Origin of the sequence: Tropicimonas marinistellae (assembly GCF_001509585.1) — a bacterium.
Taxonomy (GTDB): domain Bacteria; phylum Pseudomonadota; class Alphaproteobacteria; order Rhodobacterales; family Rhodobacteraceae; genus Tropicimonas; species Tropicimonas marinistellae.
Genome location: NZ_LNCI01000010.1, coordinates 149,368 through 165,294, shown reverse-complemented (window position 1 = coordinate 165,294; position 15,927 = coordinate 149,368). Strand labels below are relative to the sequence as shown.

The following is a 15,927-nucleotide window of genomic DNA, read 5'->3' as shown; positions in this document are numbered from 1 at the left end:
TTGCGGCAAATCAAACGAGGATACACCAATTCGGACGAGGAGACCGGGGACATGGCCCAGGCAACTTTCGACAAGGCACTCGTGGAGGCGATCGGCCCCAGCGAGGGGACGGCGCTTCGTGTGAAGCAAGCGGTTCTGGTGGTGCTCGGCATCACGCTGCTGGCGGTTTCCGCGCAGATCAAGTTTCCGGTTCCGGGCTCGCCCGTCCCGGTCAGCCTCGGCACCTTCGGCGTGCTGACCATCGCGGCCGCCTATGGCCCGCGCCTCGGCCTGACCACCATGCTCGGCTGGATGATCATCGGCGCGCTTGGCTTCGACGTCTTCGCCGGTACCAGCGCGGAGATGAACGGCCTTGAGTACATGATGGGCGGCACCGGCGGCTATCTCGTTGGCTACGTGCTGGCCACCGTTGCACTGGGCTGGTTCGCTCGCCTCGGGTGGGATCGCTCCGCGTCGAAAATGGCCGTTGCGATGCTGGTCGGCAATGCGCTGATCTACGTTCCCGGCCTGTTGTGGCTCGGCCAACTCTACGGTTGGGACCAACCGATCCTGGCATGGGGCCTGACCCCGTTCCTCGTCGGCGACGCTCTCAAGCTGGCTCTGGCCGCGCTGCTGTTGCCCGCTGCGTGGAAGCTGGTGGGCAAAGCCCGCGGCTGACACATTCAAGGGACGTGAGGATTGGGAGCGCCGCGATTGCGGCGCTCTTTGCTTTTGGGGGTCACTCGGTTTCCAGCCGGAACTTGAGGAACCGCGCGCCGGCATGTTCGACCTCGCCCAGGCTCCGCGCATTCAACCGTTTCAACGCGCCGAGGTGGCGCCGGGAAGGCGGGAGCAGAAATGTCACGAAAGGAATGCGCGGGTCGTTCCGTGCCGCCGCCAGCGTCGCGCGCGCAATACGGGCACCCAACCCGAAACACTCGGGCCGCAGGACAAGGCCGAAATCCCACTCATTGCCCTCTTTCTGAAAGCCGCCCCAGCCGGCGTATGCGCCTTTGTGGAGGAAGGCCCAGTGGCCGAGCCCGTCACGTTGCCAGCAAGCTTCCTTTGCGGCGACGAAGGCTTCCACGGTCGCGAGGTCCCACGCGCCGGTCAGAAGCGGCATGTGTTCGGCAAGACGCGGGTCCGACATATGCGCCAGGATCTGTTCCGCGGGCACCGCCGGCAGCCGGGAAAAGGTTAGGTCTGGGGAGACTGGGGTCATTGGCGCGATCTCACATGATTGGAGAATAGGCCAATCGGTCACGTCCGGGTTCCGCGTCAAGACATGCGCGCTGCCGAGAGATCAAGATCTTGTGCGCGGGCCTCACCGCAACCCTGTTTCTTCCAGCATTCCGAGCCGCTTGGCCTCGTAATAATAGCCCCGCGCGTACCAGGAAATTGCCTCGTCGGGATCGCCATCGGCGACGAGCCAGGCGCCTCGCAGGTACTTTCCGGCGTATTTCAAGTTGGTCTCGGCATCCAGCAATTCCGAGGGCGGACCCTCGTGGCCCATGGTGCGGGCGGTTTGCGGGAGAATCTGTAGAAGCCCGTAATATGGCCCGTTGCGGGCCCAGGGGCGATGCGTGCTCTCCCGGATTGCAAGGCGGTGGATGAGCGACGGCGGCAGATCGTATTCGGTCGCGTATTTGTTGATCAACGCCCGCAACTCGGGTGTTTCGTTCGGATGGAGCCGGGTTCCGTAGTCCTGCGGAAAGCCCTGGCGGCGGCTGGTCTCTCCACCATCGCCACAAGCCGCGAGGAGAAGTGCAAGCAGAATGGAAAAGGGCACGATGGGCAGTTGGGGCATCGCTGGCTCCGGCAGTGATTTGCGCCAGAATTGCCCGTTGCGGGTTGTTTCGGCAAGTGTCGGCTCTCAGGCAGAGCAACTTGCCCCGCCCAGCACGCAGAATTTCGCGCAATGGGGGTGGTTGAGCGGCACCGGTCCCTCGGCTTCTGCCAGTGTCTCTCCCAACTCGAACCGACGGTCATAGGCCAAGAGCGTGCACGCGAGCACCGAGGGACGTGCCGCGCCACGGCGTTTGACGACCATGCGGGAACTTGCACACATGAGCGAGTTCGGGTCCTTGCCGAGGACGGCCCAGCAGGCAGTCGTTATTTCCGGGACATCGACGCTCGTGTCCATTTCCGGGAACAACACCGTCGCAGCGGGATCGTACGCGTCAACATCGAAGCCATGCGCGGCAAAGAGGCGAGCGAAGCCCGCACGCGTCTCCGCTTCGCGCTCACCCCAAACCGTACGGCCGGCCACTGTCATGCGGATGCCTGCGTCGCGGAGCCAGATCATGCCTTCGAGCGTCTTGGCGAAACTGCCTTTCCCGCGTTCCTCGTCGTGCCGATCCGGCGACCAGTGATCGAGTGAGATGCGGAGTGTGAGGCGCTGTCCGAACGCGGCGCGCAACCCCTGCAAGCCGGCTTGCACGGTCGGGCGCATCATTGGCCGCATCGCATTGGTCAGGATCAGCACGTCGTGGCCGCGCTCCAGGCAAAGCCTGGCCATGTCGGTCATCTCGGGGTTCACGAAGGGCTCGCCACCGGTGAAGCCGATCTCCGAAACCGGCCAGCGCTGTTCGTCCAATTGATCCAGAAAGCCCGCAATCTCCGGGGCGGTCAGAAAAACGAGCGCATCATTTGCAGGGGACGACTCGATATAGCAGTTGCGACATTCAATGTTGCAGAGCGTGCCGGTGTTGAACCAAAGGGTTTTGGGATTGTTGAGCGTGATTTGAGCACGCTGCGCGCCGTCCAGAGTGAACGACGGGTCGCGGAATTTGCCAGCATTCGGCCCCGCCATGTCTTTCATGTCCGCAATTCCGATGCTTCAATGCGTTCCGTTCCGCCAAGAGCTAAATACTGCTATCGGGATACGAAAGGGGCGCGGCCTCCGCTGACGCCGTTGTGATGGGTTGGAGTGGCGTGATGTTTGCGCTAACAAAGGGGCGCAAGGCCAGGTGGCCGGCGACAGCAGGAGCATGGACATGGTCGCACGCATCATTCCGGTAGAAACCTTTGATCTCGTAATCTTCGGTGGCACGGGGGATCTCGCTCGGCGCAAGATTTTGCCCGGACTCTATCGGCGGCTCGCGGATGGGCAGATGCCGCCCGAGGCGCGTCTGATCGCCGCTGCCAGAAGTGACCTGGATGACGACGGTTTCAGAGCGCTGGTCCGCGAGGCGTTGGAAGAATTCATGCCATCGGAAGCTCTCGACGCCGAGCAGGTTGCCCGGTTCCTCGACCTTCTCGGGTACGTGAAGGTAGACGCGACCGGCGATGACGGATGGGAAGAACTGAGGCTGCGGATGCGCCCCGATGCCGTCCACGCGTTCTATTTCTCCGTCGCGCCGTCGCTCTTCGGCCCGATCGCGGAGCGGCTCAAGCACCGTGGCATCGCCGACGACAAGGCGCGCATCGTGGTGGAAAAGCCTTTCGGTCACGACCTGGCCTCGGCCCGTGCGTTGAACGAGAGCCTTGCCGCGCATTTCGACGAAACGCAGATTTACCGGATCGATCATTACCTCGGCAAGGAGACGGTCCAGAACCTGATGGCTGTGCGTTTCGGCAATATGCTCTTCGAGCCATTGTGGAACAGCCAGTATGTGGACCACATCCAGATCACCGTTGCGGAAACCGTGGGCGTGGGCGGGCGTGGTGAATACTATGACCGGTCGGGGGCAATGCGGGACATGGTGCAGAACCACCTGCTGCAGCTTCTGTGCCTGATCGCCATGGAACCGCCGTCGCGATACGATCCGGACGCGGTACGGGACGAAAAGCTCAAGGTAATCCGCGCGCTCGACGGCATTCGGCCCGACGACATCGTGCGTGGACAGTACCGGGAGGGGCCCGGCGGACCGAGCTACCTGGAGGATGTGGGCGATCCGGCAAGCCGCACGGAGTGCTTCATCGCGATGCGGCTGGCAGTGTCGAACTGGCGTTGGGCGGGCACGCCCTTCTACCTGCGCACGGGCAAGCGGCTGAAGGCGCGGGCCTCCGAGATCGCCATTGTGTTCAAAGATGCGCCGCATTCGATCTTCGATGTGCCACAGGGCCGGCATTCCAACGTGCTCTCGATCCGGTTGCAGCCCAACGAAGGCATGCAGATGTCGGTGACGATCAAGGAGCCCGGGCCGGGCGGAATGCGGTTGATCGATGTGCCGCTCGACATGTCCTTTGCCGAAGCGCTCGGCGAGCAGGCAGGGGATATACCGGACGCCTACGAGCGGCTTATCATGGATGTCATCCGGGGCAACCAGACCCTGTTCATGCGCGGCGACGAGGTTGAGGCGGCCTGGGCCTGGACCGATCCGGTGATTGCCGACTGGGAAGCGCGCGGCCACGTGCCGAGCCCCTATGATCAGGGCAGTTCCGGGCCAGAGGACGCGCTGATGCTGTTGCACCGGGACGGCAGGCGATGGAGGGAGATCCGGCCATGAAGTTCATCGAATACCCAGACCGCGATCTGATGATGATCAATCTCGCCGACCGGCTGTCGAGCGAGTTGAAGAACACCCTGCTGACCCAGGAGCGCGCCACGCTTTGCGTGCCCGGCGGAACCACGCCGGGGCCGGCCTTCGATTCGCTCTCGGCGTCCAAGCTCGAATGGGACCGTGTGACTGTCCTACTTGGCGACGAGCGCTGGGTGGGGGAGGATCATCCGCGCTCCAACACGCGGCTGGTACGCAAGCGGCTGTTGGTGGGGCAGGCGGCGGCCGCCCGGTTGCAGTCGCTGCATCTGGACGCGGAAACGCCGGAGGAAGCGCTGGAGGAATTGTCGGCGCAGGTTCGGCAGGTTCTGCCGATCAATGTCCTGCTGCTCGGCATGGGGGGCGACATGCATACCGCCTCGCTCTTCCCGGGTGCCGACCGGCTTGACGAGGCGTTGTCAGACGACGCGCCGCCGGTGATGGCCTTGCGTGCCGAGGCCGCGGGCGAACCGCGCATGACGCTCACGGCGCCGGTCCTGCAGGGGGCGCTCTCGACCCATATCCTGATCACCGGGCCGGAGAAACGGGCGGCGCTGGAGCGGGCGCGCACCTTGTCGCCTCGCGAAGCGCCGGTGAAAACCGTATTGAATGACGCAACCGTTCACTGGGCAGAATAGGTATCCCCGATGTGGAATGAGCTGAAATCCCACGGCGCTTCGGTCTCGGAGCGCTCCATCCTCTCGCTGTTCGACGATCCGGCACGGGCGTCGGCCTTCTCCGCCAGCTTTGGCGACATGTACTTCGATTTCTCGAAAACGAATATCGACGCCACCGGGTTAGAGCTACTCATCGGGCTCGCAGAAGCCGCCGATGTGGCCGGCCGCCGGGACGCGATGTTCGGGGGCGAGAAGATCAACGAGACCGAGGGCAGGGCGGTGTTGCACACCGCGTTGCGCAACCTCGATGGCGGGCCGGTCATGGTGGACGGGCAGGATGTGATGCCGGAGGTTCTGGCCACGCTGGACCGGATGGAGACTTTTTCGGAGGAGGTGCGCAGCGGCGCCTTCACGGGGGCGGGCGGCAAGATCACCGATGTGGTCAACATCGGCATTGGCGGGTCTGACCTCGGCCCGGTGATGGCGACACTGGCGCTCTCGCCCTATGCCGACGGGCCGCGAACGCATTTCGTCTCCAATGTCGACGGGGCGCATATCGCGGACGTCCTGCGCCCGCTCGACCCGCGCACCACGCTGGTCATCGTGGCCTCGAAAACCTTCACCACCATCGAGACCATGACCAACGCCCAGGTGGCCAAGGCCTGGATGTCGGAGACGGTCGAGAACCCCGCCGGGCAGTTCGCGGCGCTGTCGTCGAACCTCGATCTGACTGCCGCCTTCGGCATCGACGCTGACCGCGTGTTCGGTTTCGCTGACTGGGTGGGCGGGCGCTATTCCATGTGGGGGCCGATCGGCCTTTCACTGATGATCGCCATCGGCGGGCCGGCCTTCCGCGCCTTCCTGCGCGGGGCGCAGGCGATGGACCGGCATTTCCAGGCCGCCGATTTCCACGAGAACCTGCCGGTCCTGCTGGCGCTCGTCGGCATTTGGCACCACCAGGTCTGTGGCTATCCGACCCGCGCCGTGCTGCCCTACGAGCAGCGGCTGATCCGCCTGCCGGCCTATCTCCAACAGTTGGAAATGGAGAGCAACGGCAAACGCGTCTCCATGGACGGCAAGGATCTGGAGGTCGTCTCCGGCCCGATCGTCTGGGGCGAGCCGGGCACAAATGGCCAGCACGCTTTCTATCAACTCATCCATCAGGGCACAGGCGTCGTGCCGTGCGAATTCATGGTGGGGGCCAAGGGCCAGGAGGACGATCTGGCCCATATGCACCGGCTTCTGGTCGCCAATTGCCTGGCACAATCGGAGGCCCTGCTGCGGGGCCGGTCGCTTCAGGAAGCGACGGAGATCATGAAGGCCAAGGGGCTCGAAGGCGCGGAACTGGAGCGGCAGGCCCGCCACCGCGTTTTCCCCGGCAACCGGCCCTCAACGACGCTGGCCTATCCGCTGCTGACCCCCGAGGTCTTTGGGCAGATCGTGGCGCTCTATGAGCACCGGGTGTTTGTGGAGGGGGTGATCCTCGGCATCAACTCGTTTGACCAATGGGGCGTGGAATTGGGCAAGGAACTCGCAAAGGCGCTGGAGCCCATCGTCGCGGGCGAGCAATCCACCGAGGGAAAAGACGGCTCCACCGCCGCGTTGGTCGATTTCGTCCGGCGCCACGGCTGACGCCGATGATCGGGGGGCTGGCGCTGCCCGCCTCATTCGCCCCGCGGGTGGGCATAACGGTCCTTGGAGGCCGTCGGAGCAATCGGACAGTGGCGGCGAATCGGTGATTGGTGAATAACCGAGCCGCCGGCACTTGTTGTTGGCCTCAACCTGCCAGAGAGCATTTTCCGATGATCATTCACCACGCCGCCATTGCGCTTGCCGCCACAATTTACCTAGCGACGCCCGCGATTTCGATTGGAACTCCCCCAGATTCATCGAGGGCCACAGTCGATCGCGGAGGCCTGCGCGTTGCGAACGCGACAACCGTTGAATTGCCAAATCCGGCCGCCGTGTTTTGCGTCGAGAGCGGCGGCCAGTACGAGATCCGGACGGTAGCGGACGGATCCCAGTCGGGTGTGTGCATATTGCCAGGCGGCGAAGAGGCGGACGCCTGGGAGTTCTTCCGCGAGAAAGCGAAGGAATGACCCGAATGGATACTCGGGCATGCGTCCGGCGGAACGCGGCGGGTCGGGTCTGAGTGGCCCGCGCCCGCTTTGCTGGCACGCGCTGCCGAATTCAATTGTCGGGCCGTGCTCCGTCACGCTCTTGCAGGCGGTTCTTGACGTCCTCCGACAGGGGGAACCGTCCGCTTCCGTCGCGCTTCAGCAACACCACCAGTGCAGCCCCCTCGACGCGAAGGTCCGGGGCGAAGACGGCGTATTCCATCCGGAAACTGGATGTGCGGAAGCTCACGGTCCGGGCCGCAACAACATAGGCCTCGTTCGTGAACATGGGCGCGTGATAGGTCGCTTCGACCGACTTGAGCACCAATTCCGGTGAGGCACTGTCGTAGTTGCTAATCCCGTAGTCGCGGCAATAGGGCAGGCGCAGGCTCTCGAACCACCGCAGATAGGCGGTGTGATTGACGTGATTCAGTGCATCGAGTTCGGAGAACCGAACCCGATCCGCGACGCCATAGCGCCATTGGCCGGGCACTCCATACGCGGCGAGCTCCTCAGGTTTCAGAGGTGTAAGGTAGGGCAGCGACATGCGAGTCTCCGGTCATTTGGCCATGGGAATGGCATATCGGCGATCTCACCCGCTTGCGAGCCGATCTTCCAGCGCGTCGATCCGCGCGTGGACCTTGTGAAGTTCCGCCCGAATCTCGCGGACCGGCATGAAGGCCGTTGCCTCGAGGTCGTCGAGCAGCGCGCGCAGCACCCGGTCGAATACCGGATCTTTCTTGAGCCGGTCGTTTACCCGCCTGAGGATATCGTGGTGATCGATTCGGGCGCGCAGATTCAACTGTTTCGTATCAGAACTTGCCATCGGGCTACTCACAACTGGGAACCTGAAAACGACAATGGCCCATTCAGGGCATTCGAGACGCCTTTGACCGAGATACAACCGAAGAACTCGGCCGGGGCGTCAGGCCGCCATTTCGGCGGCTGCCGCGGATATGGAGCGGGTGAAGGGAATCGAACCCTCGTCTTAAGCTTGGGAAGCTCCTGCTCTACCATTGAGCTACACCCGCGCGGCTTTCGGGATTACGCAGGGCTACCGCAAACGTCAAGCAAATAGACAATTTCAGTTAAAATCGCGGTCAATTGCGCCGACGTCGGCGCCGCCCTCCGGCTCCGGCGCCGCTGGCGCCGGTGTTGAAGCCCACCCGGGGAAGGTCGACGACCTGCGCCAGCTCCGGGAAGGGATCGACGGCGTGGGGGATGGCATTGGCGTTGACGAAATGCTCCTGGAACCGGGGCTCTACGGCGGTTTCCACCTTGGTGATCCGGCGCACGATCTGCTCGATTCGTCCGCGTGCCGCGTGGTTCAGAAGGGCGATCCTCGCGCCCGTTCCTGCAGCGTTACCGGCCGAGGTCACGGCGTTGAGCGGTGCATCGGGGATCATGCCCAGCACCATCGCGTGTTTGGGGCTGATATGGGCGCCAAAGGCGCCGGCGAGCACGATCCGCTCGACGCGGTCGACGCCCATCTCGTCCATCAAGAGCCGCGCGCCGGCGTAGAGCGCCGACTTGGCAAGCTGGATCGCACGGATATCGGCCTGGGTGACGGTGATCCGCGGGCCACCGTCCTCGCTGCCATCGTGGATCAGGTAGGCATGGGTGCGACCGTCGGGTGCGCATCGAGAGGTACCGGTTTGCTCGGCGGAGCCGATTAGGCCGGAGGCGTCGAGAAGGCCGGCGATGCGCATTTCGGCAACCGCCTCGATGATGCCGGAGCCGCAAATCCCGGTCACACCGGTCACGGCCGTTGCGGCGGAGAAACCGGGGTCGTCCGACCACAGATCGCAGCCGATGACCCGGAAGCGCGGCTCCTTGGTCAAGGGGGCGATCTCGACACGCTCGATGGCGCCCGGTGCGGCACGCTGGCCGGAACTGATCTGCGCCCCTTCGAAGGCTGGCCCGGTGGGGGAGGAGCAGGCAAGCACGCGGTTGCGGTTGCCGAGCATGATCTCGGCATTGGTGCCGACGTCGATGATCAACGTGAGTTTGTCCTGCTGTTCCGGCGACTCAGACAGCGCGACCGCAGCGGCGTCCGCGCCCACATGCCCGGCGATACATGGCAGCACATAGGCGCCCGCCTGGGGATGCAGGCAATTCAGGCCAAGTTCGTCGGCCGCGAGGCTGAGCGACTCCGATGTCGCGAGAGCGAACGGGGCCTGACCCAGTTCCGTCGGGTCGAGCCCCAGCATGAGGTGGTGCATGACCGGATTACACACGATCACGGCTTCTACGATATCGGCCGGATCGGCCCGTGACTCGCGGGCGGTTTCGGCGGCGAGCGTGTTCAGAGCCTCCCGTACGGCGCCGGTCATCTCCGCCGCGCCTCCGGGATTCATCATCGCGTAGGAGACACGGCTCATCAGATCTTCGCCAAACCGGATCTGCGGATTCATGATGCCGCTGGAGGCGAGAACCGCCCCTGTCGACAAATCGCACAGATGTCCGGCGATCGTGGTCGAGCCGAGGTCGATTGCAAGCCCGAGAAGCGGCGCCTCGACGAAGCCCGGGGCGACGTCGATCAGTCGCGGTGCACCGGCAGCCGGAGTCAGCAGTGTGGCCGTCACTTGCCAGTTGCCCTTGCGCAGGGCGCTTTGCAGCCCAGCCAGTACCGGCAGTGGTACCTCGAAGGACTCGATCTCCCAGTTGTCGCGGAGTGCGTCCTTCAACCGCTGCAAGTCGCCGGACGGGTCGTGAATATCCGGCTCGGCGACCTCGACGAAATACCGGCGCGTCGCCGGATCCATCTCGATCACCCGGTCCGTGGCGGCCTTGCGGACGACCTGTCGGTGTACCTGGCTTTCGGGGGGGACGTCTATGACCACGTCAGACTGGATCGCGGCCTGGCATCCGAGCCGACGACCCGGCTTCAGCCCGCGTTTTTCGTCATAGCGGGCTTCTACGGCATTCCAGTCCGACAGCGCATGGGGTGCGACGGTTACCCCATGCTTTGGAAACTCTCCGAATGCCGGCGTGACCTGGCACTTGGAGCAGATGCCGCGCCCGCCGCAGACCGAGTCCAGGTCCACGCCGAGTTGACGCGCAGCCGTCAGAACGGGCGTTCCAACGGGAAAGCGCCCGCGCTTGCCCGATGGCGTGAAGATGACCAAGGGGTCCGTCATGTCCGGTGCTGCAGTCTCATGCCCTGCGTCGGCGGCGTCCGCCGCGCCCCGACCCCGACGCAGCGGCCGCCTTGCTTGCCTCGGCGAAAGTCGCGCCTTCCTTGACGGCGTCCAGCACCCGCGAAAAGCCGATCCAGGTGCCGCCGTTCGGGTCGTGGTTCATCAGGAAATTCGCGGCGCGGATCGCCTCCATCTCGCCCGGCCGCACCGGGTTCATGATCGCGCTCGTCATGCCCGCGCCGATCGCCATAGGCAGAAACGCCGCGTTGATACCGTGGCGATTGGGCAGGCCGAAGGAAATGTTGGACGCGCCGCATGTGGTGTTCACGCCGAGCTCGTCGCGCAGCCGGCGCACGAGCGCAAAGACCTGCTGCCCTGCCGTGGCCATGGCGCCAACCGGCATGACGAGCGGATCGACGACGATGTCATGGGCGGGGATGCCGAAGTCCGCCGCCCGCTCGACGATTTTCTTGGCCACTGCGAAGCGCACATTCGGGTCTTCCGAAATGCCGGTATCGTCGTTGGAGATCGCCACGACCGGGACGTTGTACTTCTTCACCAGCGGCAGCACGAGTTCCAGCCGCTCCTCCTCGCCGGTCACGGAATTCAGCAACGGACGGCCCTCAACGGTCTCAAGCCCGGCTTCGAGCGCACCCGGCACCGAACTGTCTATACAAAGAGGCGTGTCGGTCAGCGCCATGACCGTTTCCAGAACCTTCCGCATGAGCGGCGGTTCGGTCTCGTTCGGGTTCGGGTTGGAATTGTAGACAACGCCCGCATTCACATCGAGCACCATCGCCCCGCAAGCGACCTGTTCGAGCGCGTCCTTCTCGACGGTTGAAAAATCGCCTGCTTCCAGCTCGGCGGCGAGTTTCTTGCGGCCGGTCGGATTGATCCGCTCGCCGATCACGCAGAACGGTTCGTCGAAGCCGATGGTGACGGTCTTGCTCTTGCTTTCGATGACGGTGCGGGTCATGCGGCGATTCCTCTGAGTTGCTCGATATGTGGCGCAAGCGCCGGATCCCGGAAGTCGGCGATTGTGAGCGCGGCGCCGGCGGCCCGCAGGGTCGCGTCATCCAGGAGCGACCGCAGGCCGATTGTCTTGATGCCGGCGCCGACGGCCGAGCGAATACCCGGCGGGCTGTCTTCGAAAGCCAAGGCGCGCTGCGGGTCGGCCTCCAGCAGCCGGAGCGCTTCGGCATAGGGCGCCGGATCGGGCTTTGCCCGTTCGCATTCCTCGCCAATCACAAGCGTGTCGATACGCTCCGCGATCCCAAGCGCTTCGAGCACTGCCTCGCCATTGTCGCGTGGCGCGTTTGTGACCACCGCTTTCGCCCAGCCCATGGAGTCGGCAAGGTCCAGCAATTCGGTGGTTCCGGCCATCGGCGGGTGCCCCTCGCCAATGCGCCGCCGGTATTCGGCCTCCTTTGCATCGGCCAGCGCCTCGGCATCTTCGCCCGGGCACAATTCGGCAAAGATATGGGCATTCAACCGACCATGGATCCGTTCGCGGTAGAAACCGAAATCGATGGTCCGGCCACGCGCGGCGAACATGTCGGCAAAAACAGCAGCGTGGAGCGGGTCGGAATCGATGAGGGTTCCGTCGAGGTCGAAGAGCAGGGCGGTTGTCATGAAGTCTCTCAAGCGGTTGCGGCCGCGGCGCAGGCTTTGGCGCCGCCATGGTCGGCCGTCCAGGCGGCCGTCGCCTTGATACCTCCAAGCGGAAAGAAGTGCACCCGTTCGATGGCAAATTCCGGGTTTGCGGCCTTGTGCTGCGCAAGCTCGGAGAGAATCTGGGTGGGCTCGAACGGTACGACGAGCTTGCTCACGTCACGCGCGCGCCGTTGCAGCACCCTTAAGCTCGGACCGACCCCGCAGGCGACGGCGAACTTGATCATCGTCTGCAATTTGGCCGGTCCGGCGATCCCGATGTGGATCGGCAAGCCGACACCGGCCGCGCGCAGCGCATCGGCCCAGGCGATCACCGGGCCAGCCTCGAAGGCGAACTGCGTTGCAATCGCCATTTTCGCATCGGTTCTCTCGGAGAATTTCTGTTTCCAGACAAGTGCTTCCATGACGTTTTTCGTGCTGCCGTCCGGGTCGATGTCGCGATTGCCTTCGGGGTGCCCCGCCACATGCAACCGGGTGAACCCAGCCCGGTCGAAGAGACCGGATTCCAGCAATTGCATGGAGCAATGGAAATCGCCCCGCGGCGCGTCCACGCCGCCCGCGAGAAGGAGCGCCTGGTCGACACCGGCCTCGCCCTGGTAGCGCGCAATCCACTCAGCGAGCGTGGCCGTGTCGGCGATGATGCGCGCGGGAAAATGCGGCATCACGTCGAAGCCTTCGCCGGCCAGACGTTTCGCGGTCGCCACCATCTCGTCGATGGGCGTCCCGTCGATATGAGCGATGTAGACCCGGGTGCCGGCGGGCAGAAGAGCGCGGAAATCCTCCACCTTCGCCGCAGTGCGCGGCATGACCTCGACCGAGTAACCACGCAAGAACGACGTCAGCGCAGTGGAACTGTCGGGTTGGGTCTTGCCCTTTCGGAACGGTAGCAGAGCCATGACGGTCTCCCATGCTCGGGCCGGTGTCAGTCCCATCCGGCGTTGATCACTAGTTGCTTGAGGCGGTCGGTGTCGTATTCGCGTTCGATCCGGGCAGCTTCCGCGGCGGCTATCTCAGCTGGGGCGCCCTCGACCGGATAGGGGGCTGCCTTGCGCCACTCGGCAAGGTAGGTGTCGCTGTCTTTCGCTCCGATCGCCATGGCACACCGGTCTATTGCCTGCTCAAAACGCTCCGCCAACGGTGCTTTCGCGCCGCGCCGACCCTTGCCCACGATGACTTGGGCCGGGATGTCGCGCCAGTAGACGATGGTGACCTCGGGCATGGAACTCAGATCCTTCCAACTGCTTGTTTCCCTGTACGCGGCCCGTCTGGGCACGTGCGGGCGATTTCCGACGCCGCAGGCAACGGCTGCGACCTATACTCGTTCCAGCGGCAAATTAGATCACCCGCCTGACCCGCGAACAGCGCAGGTTGCCGTCGAATTACTCATGATCATGATGAGCCTGCCAATCTTGCATTGCCGCCTTGCGGCTGGCGCGAGATGGGCTTGCGTCCGCGGGGTGCGATCGCTACCTTGATCTTAACTCGAATGGAGGGCGTGATATGGCGCCCAAGCGTCCCGTGAGCGCGGGCGCGTTCCCGAAGCCGGTTGTAACCCCCGCGCTAGCTCCGCCAGATCCGGTGGCGCCCTATGCGGCACTGGATCTCGGCACGAATTCTTGCCGCATGCTGGTTGCCCAGCCCAAGGGTAGCCAGTTTCACGTCGTGGACAGCTTCTCCAAATCCGTGCAGCTCGGCGCCGGGCTTGAGGCGAGCGGCAGGCTCTCACGCTCCTCCATGTCGCGCACCGTGCAGGCGCTGAGGATCTGCAAATCCAAGTTCCAGAAACACAAGGTCCAGCGGATGCGCCTCGTGGCGACGGAAGCCTGCCGTCGTGCCAAGAACGCGCGTGACTTCATCCGCTATGTGCGGCGGGAAACCGGGCTCAAGCTCGACATAATTCGTCCCGAAGAAGAAGCCCGGCTTGCGGTCGTGTCCTGTGCGCCGCTGGTCTCCGTGAAGACGGAGCAATTGCTCGTCGTCGATATCGGCGGCGGTTCCACCGAACTTGTCTGGATCGATCTCAGCCGGGTGCCCGGTCCGGATCGGCCGCGGGCGATCATGCGCCTGCACAAGGGCTTCGACACGGTCGAGCACCCGTTTCCATCGGCGAAAGTTGTCGACTGGATCTCTGTTCCACTCGGTGTCGCAACGCTCAAGGACCTGTTTATCGACGTGGAGGACGACGCCGGCCGTTTTGCACTCATGAGCTGGTATTTCGAAGAACAACTCGCCGACTTCTCCCCATACGCGCATGAACAGGCGCGCGAAGGGTTTCAGATCATCGGAACCTCTGGCACCGTCACGACGGTTGCCGCCAGCCACCTTGGCCTGAGGCGCTACGACCGCACCAAGGTGGACGGCCTGCGAATGACCTCCGACCAGATCGACGCGGTGATCCGCGGCTATCTGGATCTGGGGGAGGCGGGGCGCCGCGCCGATCCTCGAATTGGCAAGGACCGGCAATCACTGATCATGTCCGGTTCGGCGATCCTGCAGGCGCTGATGCGTGTGTGGCCGACTGATCGGCTGTCCGTTGCCGACAGGGGGCTGCGCGAAGGGTTGCTCTATGCGCAGATGTCTTCGGACGGCGTTCTGGAAGACGGGCCGTTCTGAAGCCGCCTGCGGCGGCTGCCTCCGGCGGGGATATTTTCGGACAGAAGAAACTGAGGAGCTTGCACTCTTCTTCTGTCTCGAAATATCCCCGCCGGAGGCAAAAAGACTTGCTGGCGCGACGCAAGGGGCGACAGATGGCGAAGAAAACGAGCGGGCGCGGGCAGCGCGATCTCAAAGTGAAGGTGAAGTCGGCACGTGGGCGGAAGCTCAGTTCCACGCGCTGGTTGGAGCGGCAGCTCAATGATCCGTATGTCGCGCGTGCCAGACGGGAAGGGTATCGCGGGCGTGCGGCTTTCAAGATCCTCGAGCTGGATGACAAGTACCGCTTCCTGGTGCCTGGAGCGCGCGTGGTGGATCTGGGCTGTGCGCCCGGCGGGTGGTGCCAGGTTGCGGTCTCACGGGTCAACGCGCTCGGAGAGAAGCCCGGCAAGAGGGTGGGCAGGGTCGTCGGGGTCGATCTTCAGGAGGTCGAACCGATTGCCGGCGCCGAGACCCATGTGCTCGATTTCCTCGAGGACGGTGCAGATGAAAGGGTCAAGGACTGGTTGGGGGGGCAGGCCGATGTGGTCATGTCGGACATGGCGGCCGCGTCGTCCGGGCACAAGCAAACGGACCACCTGAGGATCATTGCCCTGTGCGAAGCAGCGGCGTTTTTTGCCTTCGACGTATTGTCGCCGAACGGTACGTTCGTTGCAAAGGTGTTGGCCGGAGGTGCGGAAGGGGAATTGCAGAAACTGCTCAAGCAGCGTTTTTCCAAGGTTGCGAACGTCAAGCCACCGGCGAGCCGGTCGGATTCTTCCGAGAAGTTCGTGGTCGCGACCGGATTTCGCCCCGCGGCCGGAGCGGAAGAAGAGGAGCCCGTCGCACCCTAGCGGATCACGAGCGCCAGCGTCAGCCAGAAGGCGATCGGACCGCCCCAGCCGGCGTGGGAGAAGACCAGCGTTGCCATCCCGAGTACGACGATGAAATTACCGATCAGCGGAATCTGTGCGGTTAGTGGAAGCCCGCACACCCGCGCGCGCAAATCGTCTGCCGGAAGTTCGACAATCAGCCCTGTGAGGATCCTTAATACGAACGCGCGGCACATCCGTGCGGGCGCGATCAGGGCTTCGCTGCTCAACATCATCAAATTTTCAACCCTCAGAACGATGACTCGTGACTTTCGGCAGGATTCTTCCGAGTTCGTTTCTATCCCACCCCTGGTTTCGGAACTCTTAAGGCGACTGTTTCCAATTGACTTACAAATATCTGTTAACAATAGCGATTCTCCGAGCCCTTGAAAAGGTGCCTTGCACGTTTCGGGATGCAA

General features: G+C 63.8%; 18 protein-coding genes and 1 tRNA gene. 7 read left to right on the top strand and 12 right to left on the bottom strand.

All coding sequences use genetic code 11. The features are described 5' to 3' along the window. Positions 1-51: 51 nt before the first annotated feature. Positions 52-657, top strand: coding sequence for a biotin transporter BioY (locus ARC39_RS20240; RefSeq protein ID WP_068117190.1), 606 nt, complete (start codon positions 52-54; stop codon positions 655-657). A 61-nt stretch (positions 658-718) separates the two neighbouring features. On the opposite strand, the gene ARC39_RS20235 is transcribed toward ARC39_RS20240, so the two are convergent. From ARC39_RS20235 to ARC39_RS20225, 3 genes are all read right to left on the bottom strand, one after another. Next, positions 719-1,201 (bottom strand): GNAT family N-acetyltransferase, encoded by a 483-nt coding sequence (locus ARC39_RS20235; RefSeq protein WP_068117008.1) that lies wholly within the window; start codon positions 1,199-1,201, stop codon positions 719-721. A gap of 102 nt (positions 1,202-1,303) precedes the next feature. Further along, a complete protein-coding gene (locus ARC39_RS20230) occupies positions 1,304-1,786 on the bottom strand; it encodes a lytic transglycosylase domain-containing protein (protein WP_068117006.1) in 483 nt (160 codons plus the stop codon). Positions 1,787-1,852: 66 nt separating this feature from the next. Then, positions 1,853-2,800 carry a radical SAM protein gene (locus ARC39_RS20225; protein WP_068117004.1) on the bottom strand — a complete coding sequence of 316 codons (948 nt, stop codon included), beginning with the start codon at positions 2,798-2,800 and terminating at the stop codon, positions 1,853-1,855. Positions 2,801-2,975: 175 nt separating this feature from the next. On the opposite strand from ARC39_RS20225, the gene zwf reads away from it, so the two are divergent. From zwf to ARC39_RS20205, 4 genes are all read left to right on the top strand, one after another. Next, on the top strand, positions 2,976-4,430 hold the full coding sequence (gene zwf, locus ARC39_RS20220; protein WP_068117003.1) for a glucose-6-phosphate dehydrogenase: 1,455 nt from the start codon (positions 2,976-2,978) through the stop codon (positions 4,428-4,430). Beyond that, the gene (gene pgl / locus ARC39_RS20215) at positions 4,427-5,098 is read left to right on the top strand and encodes a 6-phosphogluconolactonase (protein ID WP_068117002.1); all 672 of its coding nucleotides are present in this window, start codon (positions 4,427-4,429) and stop codon (positions 5,096-5,098) included. Before zwf ends, pgl begins: the two co-directional genes overlap by 4 nt. Before the next feature lie 9 nt (positions 5,099-5,107). Beyond that, positions 5,108-6,709, top strand: a complete 1,602-nt coding sequence (pgi, locus tag ARC39_RS20210) for a glucose-6-phosphate isomerase (RefSeq protein ID WP_068117000.1) — start codon at positions 5,108-5,110, stop codon at positions 6,707-6,709. 170 nt (positions 6,710-6,879) lie between these two features. Continuing rightward, positions 6,880-7,176 (top strand): putative hemolysin, encoded by a 297-nt coding sequence (locus ARC39_RS20205; RefSeq protein WP_068116998.1) that lies wholly within the window; start codon positions 6,880-6,882, stop codon positions 7,174-7,176. 91 nt (positions 7,177-7,267) lie between these two features. Here ARC39_RS20205 and ARC39_RS20200 read toward each other — a convergent pair whose 3' ends face one another. From ARC39_RS20200 to ARC39_RS20165, 8 genes are all read right to left on the bottom strand, one after another. Next, positions 7,268-7,741: an acyl-CoA thioesterase gene (locus tag ARC39_RS20200; protein WP_068116996.1), complete on the bottom strand. Its 474-nt coding sequence runs from the start codon at positions 7,739-7,741 to the stop codon at positions 7,268-7,270. A gap of 45 nt (positions 7,742-7,786) precedes the next feature. Beyond that, positions 7,787-8,020, bottom strand: coding sequence for a hypothetical protein (locus ARC39_RS20195; RefSeq protein WP_068116992.1), 234 nt, complete (start codon positions 8,018-8,020; stop codon positions 7,787-7,789). Positions 8,021-8,151: 131 nt separating this feature from the next. After that, positions 8,152-8,225, bottom strand: a tRNA-Gly gene (locus ARC39_RS20190). A gap of 69 nt (positions 8,226-8,294) precedes the next feature. Next, a complete protein-coding gene (locus ARC39_RS20185; RefSeq protein ID WP_068116990.1) occupies positions 8,295-10,334 on the bottom strand; it encodes an ASKHA domain-containing protein in 2,040 nt (679 codons plus the stop codon). Positions 10,335-10,350: 16 nt separating this feature from the next. Then, entirely contained in the window at positions 10,351-11,310 is a 960-nt protein-coding gene (locus ARC39_RS20180; protein ID WP_068116989.1) for a methyltetrahydrofolate cobalamin methyltransferase, read from the bottom strand. Continuing rightward, positions 11,307-11,966 (bottom strand): HAD family hydrolase, encoded by a 660-nt coding sequence (locus ARC39_RS20175; protein WP_068116987.1) that lies wholly within the window; start codon positions 11,964-11,966, stop codon positions 11,307-11,309. The genes ARC39_RS20180 and ARC39_RS20175 overlap by 4 nt, the downstream gene beginning before the upstream one ends. A gap of 8 nt (positions 11,967-11,974) precedes the next feature. Then, positions 11,975-12,901, bottom strand: a complete 927-nt coding sequence (locus tag ARC39_RS20170) for a methylenetetrahydrofolate reductase (RefSeq protein WP_068116986.1) — start codon at positions 12,899-12,901, stop codon at positions 11,975-11,977. Between the two features lie 26 nt (positions 12,902-12,927). Then, positions 12,928-13,224, bottom strand: a complete 297-nt coding sequence (locus ARC39_RS20165) for a virulence factor (protein WP_068116985.1) — start codon at positions 13,222-13,224, stop codon at positions 12,928-12,930. Positions 13,225-13,505: 281 nt separating this feature from the next. Here ARC39_RS20165 and ARC39_RS20160 point away from each other — a divergent pair, with 281 nt between their 5' ends. Both ARC39_RS20160 and ARC39_RS20155 read left to right on the top strand, forming a co-directional pair. Beyond that, the gene (locus ARC39_RS20160; RefSeq protein WP_068116984.1) at positions 13,506-14,618 is read left to right on the top strand and encodes a Ppx/GppA phosphatase family protein; all 1,113 of its coding nucleotides are present in this window, start codon (positions 13,506-13,508) and stop codon (positions 14,616-14,618) included. A 134-nt stretch (positions 14,619-14,752) separates the two neighbouring features. Continuing rightward, the gene (locus ARC39_RS20155; protein WP_068116982.1) at positions 14,753-15,490 is read left to right on the top strand and encodes an RlmE family RNA methyltransferase; all 738 of its coding nucleotides are present in this window, start codon (positions 14,753-14,755) and stop codon (positions 15,488-15,490) included. On the opposite strand, the gene ARC39_RS20150 is transcribed toward ARC39_RS20155, so the two are convergent. After that, the gene (locus ARC39_RS20150) at positions 15,487-15,744 is read right to left on the bottom strand and encodes a hypothetical protein (RefSeq protein ID WP_068116980.1); all 258 of its coding nucleotides are present in this window, start codon (positions 15,742-15,744) and stop codon (positions 15,487-15,489) included. The two genes, ARC39_RS20155 and ARC39_RS20150, sit on opposite strands and share 4 nt — an antisense overlap. Positions 15,745-15,927: the final 183 nt, after the last annotated feature.

What these genes read in the sequence shown, in the direction of transcription:
- ARC39_RS20240 (WP_068117190.1), top strand. Translation starts at nt 52, where the DNA reads ATGGCCCAGGCAACTTTCGACAAGGCACTCGTGGAGGCGATCGGCCCC.
- ARC39_RS20235 (WP_068117008.1), bottom strand. Translation starts at nt 1,201, where the DNA reads ATGACCCCAGTCTCCCCAGACCTAACCTTTTCCCGGCTGCCGGCGGTG.
- ARC39_RS20230 (WP_068117006.1), bottom strand. Translation starts at nt 1,786, where the DNA reads ATGCCCCAACTGCCCATCGTGCCCTTTTCCATTCTGCTTGCACTTCTC.
- ARC39_RS20225 (WP_068117004.1), bottom strand. Translation starts at nt 2,800, where the DNA reads ATGAAAGACATGGCGGGGCCGAATGCTGGCAAATTCCGCGACCCGTCG.
- zwf (WP_068117003.1), top strand. Translation starts at nt 2,976, where the DNA reads ATGGTCGCACGCATCATTCCGGTAGAAACCTTTGATCTCGTAATCTTC.
- pgl (WP_068117002.1), top strand. Translation starts at nt 4,427, where the DNA reads ATGAAGTTCATCGAATACCCAGACCGCGATCTGATGATGATCAATCTC.
- pgi (WP_068117000.1), top strand. Translation starts at nt 5,108, where the DNA reads ATGTGGAATGAGCTGAAATCCCACGGCGCTTCGGTCTCGGAGCGCTCC.
- ARC39_RS20205 (WP_068116998.1), top strand. Translation starts at nt 6,880, where the DNA reads ATGATCATTCACCACGCCGCCATTGCGCTTGCCGCCACAATTTACCTA.
- ARC39_RS20200 (WP_068116996.1), bottom strand. Translation starts at nt 7,741, where the DNA reads ATGTCGCTGCCCTACCTTACACCTCTGAAACCTGAGGAGCTCGCCGCG.
- ARC39_RS20195 (WP_068116992.1), bottom strand. Translation starts at nt 8,020, where the DNA reads ATGGCAAGTTCTGATACGAAACAGTTGAATCTGCGCGCCCGAATCGAT.
- ARC39_RS20185 (WP_068116990.1), bottom strand. Translation starts at nt 10,334, where the DNA reads ATGACGGACCCCTTGGTCATCTTCACGCCATCGGGCAAGCGCGGGCGC.
- ARC39_RS20180 (WP_068116989.1), bottom strand. Translation starts at nt 11,310, where the DNA reads ATGACCCGCACCGTCATCGAAAGCAAGAGCAAGACCGTCACCATCGGC.
- ARC39_RS20175 (WP_068116987.1), bottom strand. Translation starts at nt 11,966, where the DNA reads ATGACAACCGCCCTGCTCTTCGACCTCGACGGAACCCTCATCGATTCC.
- ARC39_RS20170 (WP_068116986.1), bottom strand. Translation starts at nt 12,901, where the DNA reads ATGGCTCTGCTACCGTTCCGAAAGGGCAAGACCCAACCCGACAGTTCC.
- ARC39_RS20165 (WP_068116985.1), bottom strand. Translation starts at nt 13,224, where the DNA reads ATGCCCGAGGTCACCATCGTCTACTGGCGCGACATCCCGGCCCAAGTC.
- ARC39_RS20160 (WP_068116984.1), top strand. Translation starts at nt 13,506, where the DNA reads ATGGCGCCCAAGCGTCCCGTGAGCGCGGGCGCGTTCCCGAAGCCGGTT.
- ARC39_RS20155 (WP_068116982.1), top strand. Translation starts at nt 14,753, where the DNA reads ATGGCGAAGAAAACGAGCGGGCGCGGGCAGCGCGATCTCAAAGTGAAG.
- ARC39_RS20150 (WP_068116980.1), bottom strand. Translation starts at nt 15,744, where the DNA reads ATGATGTTGAGCAGCGAAGCCCTGATCGCGCCCGCACGGATGTGCCGC.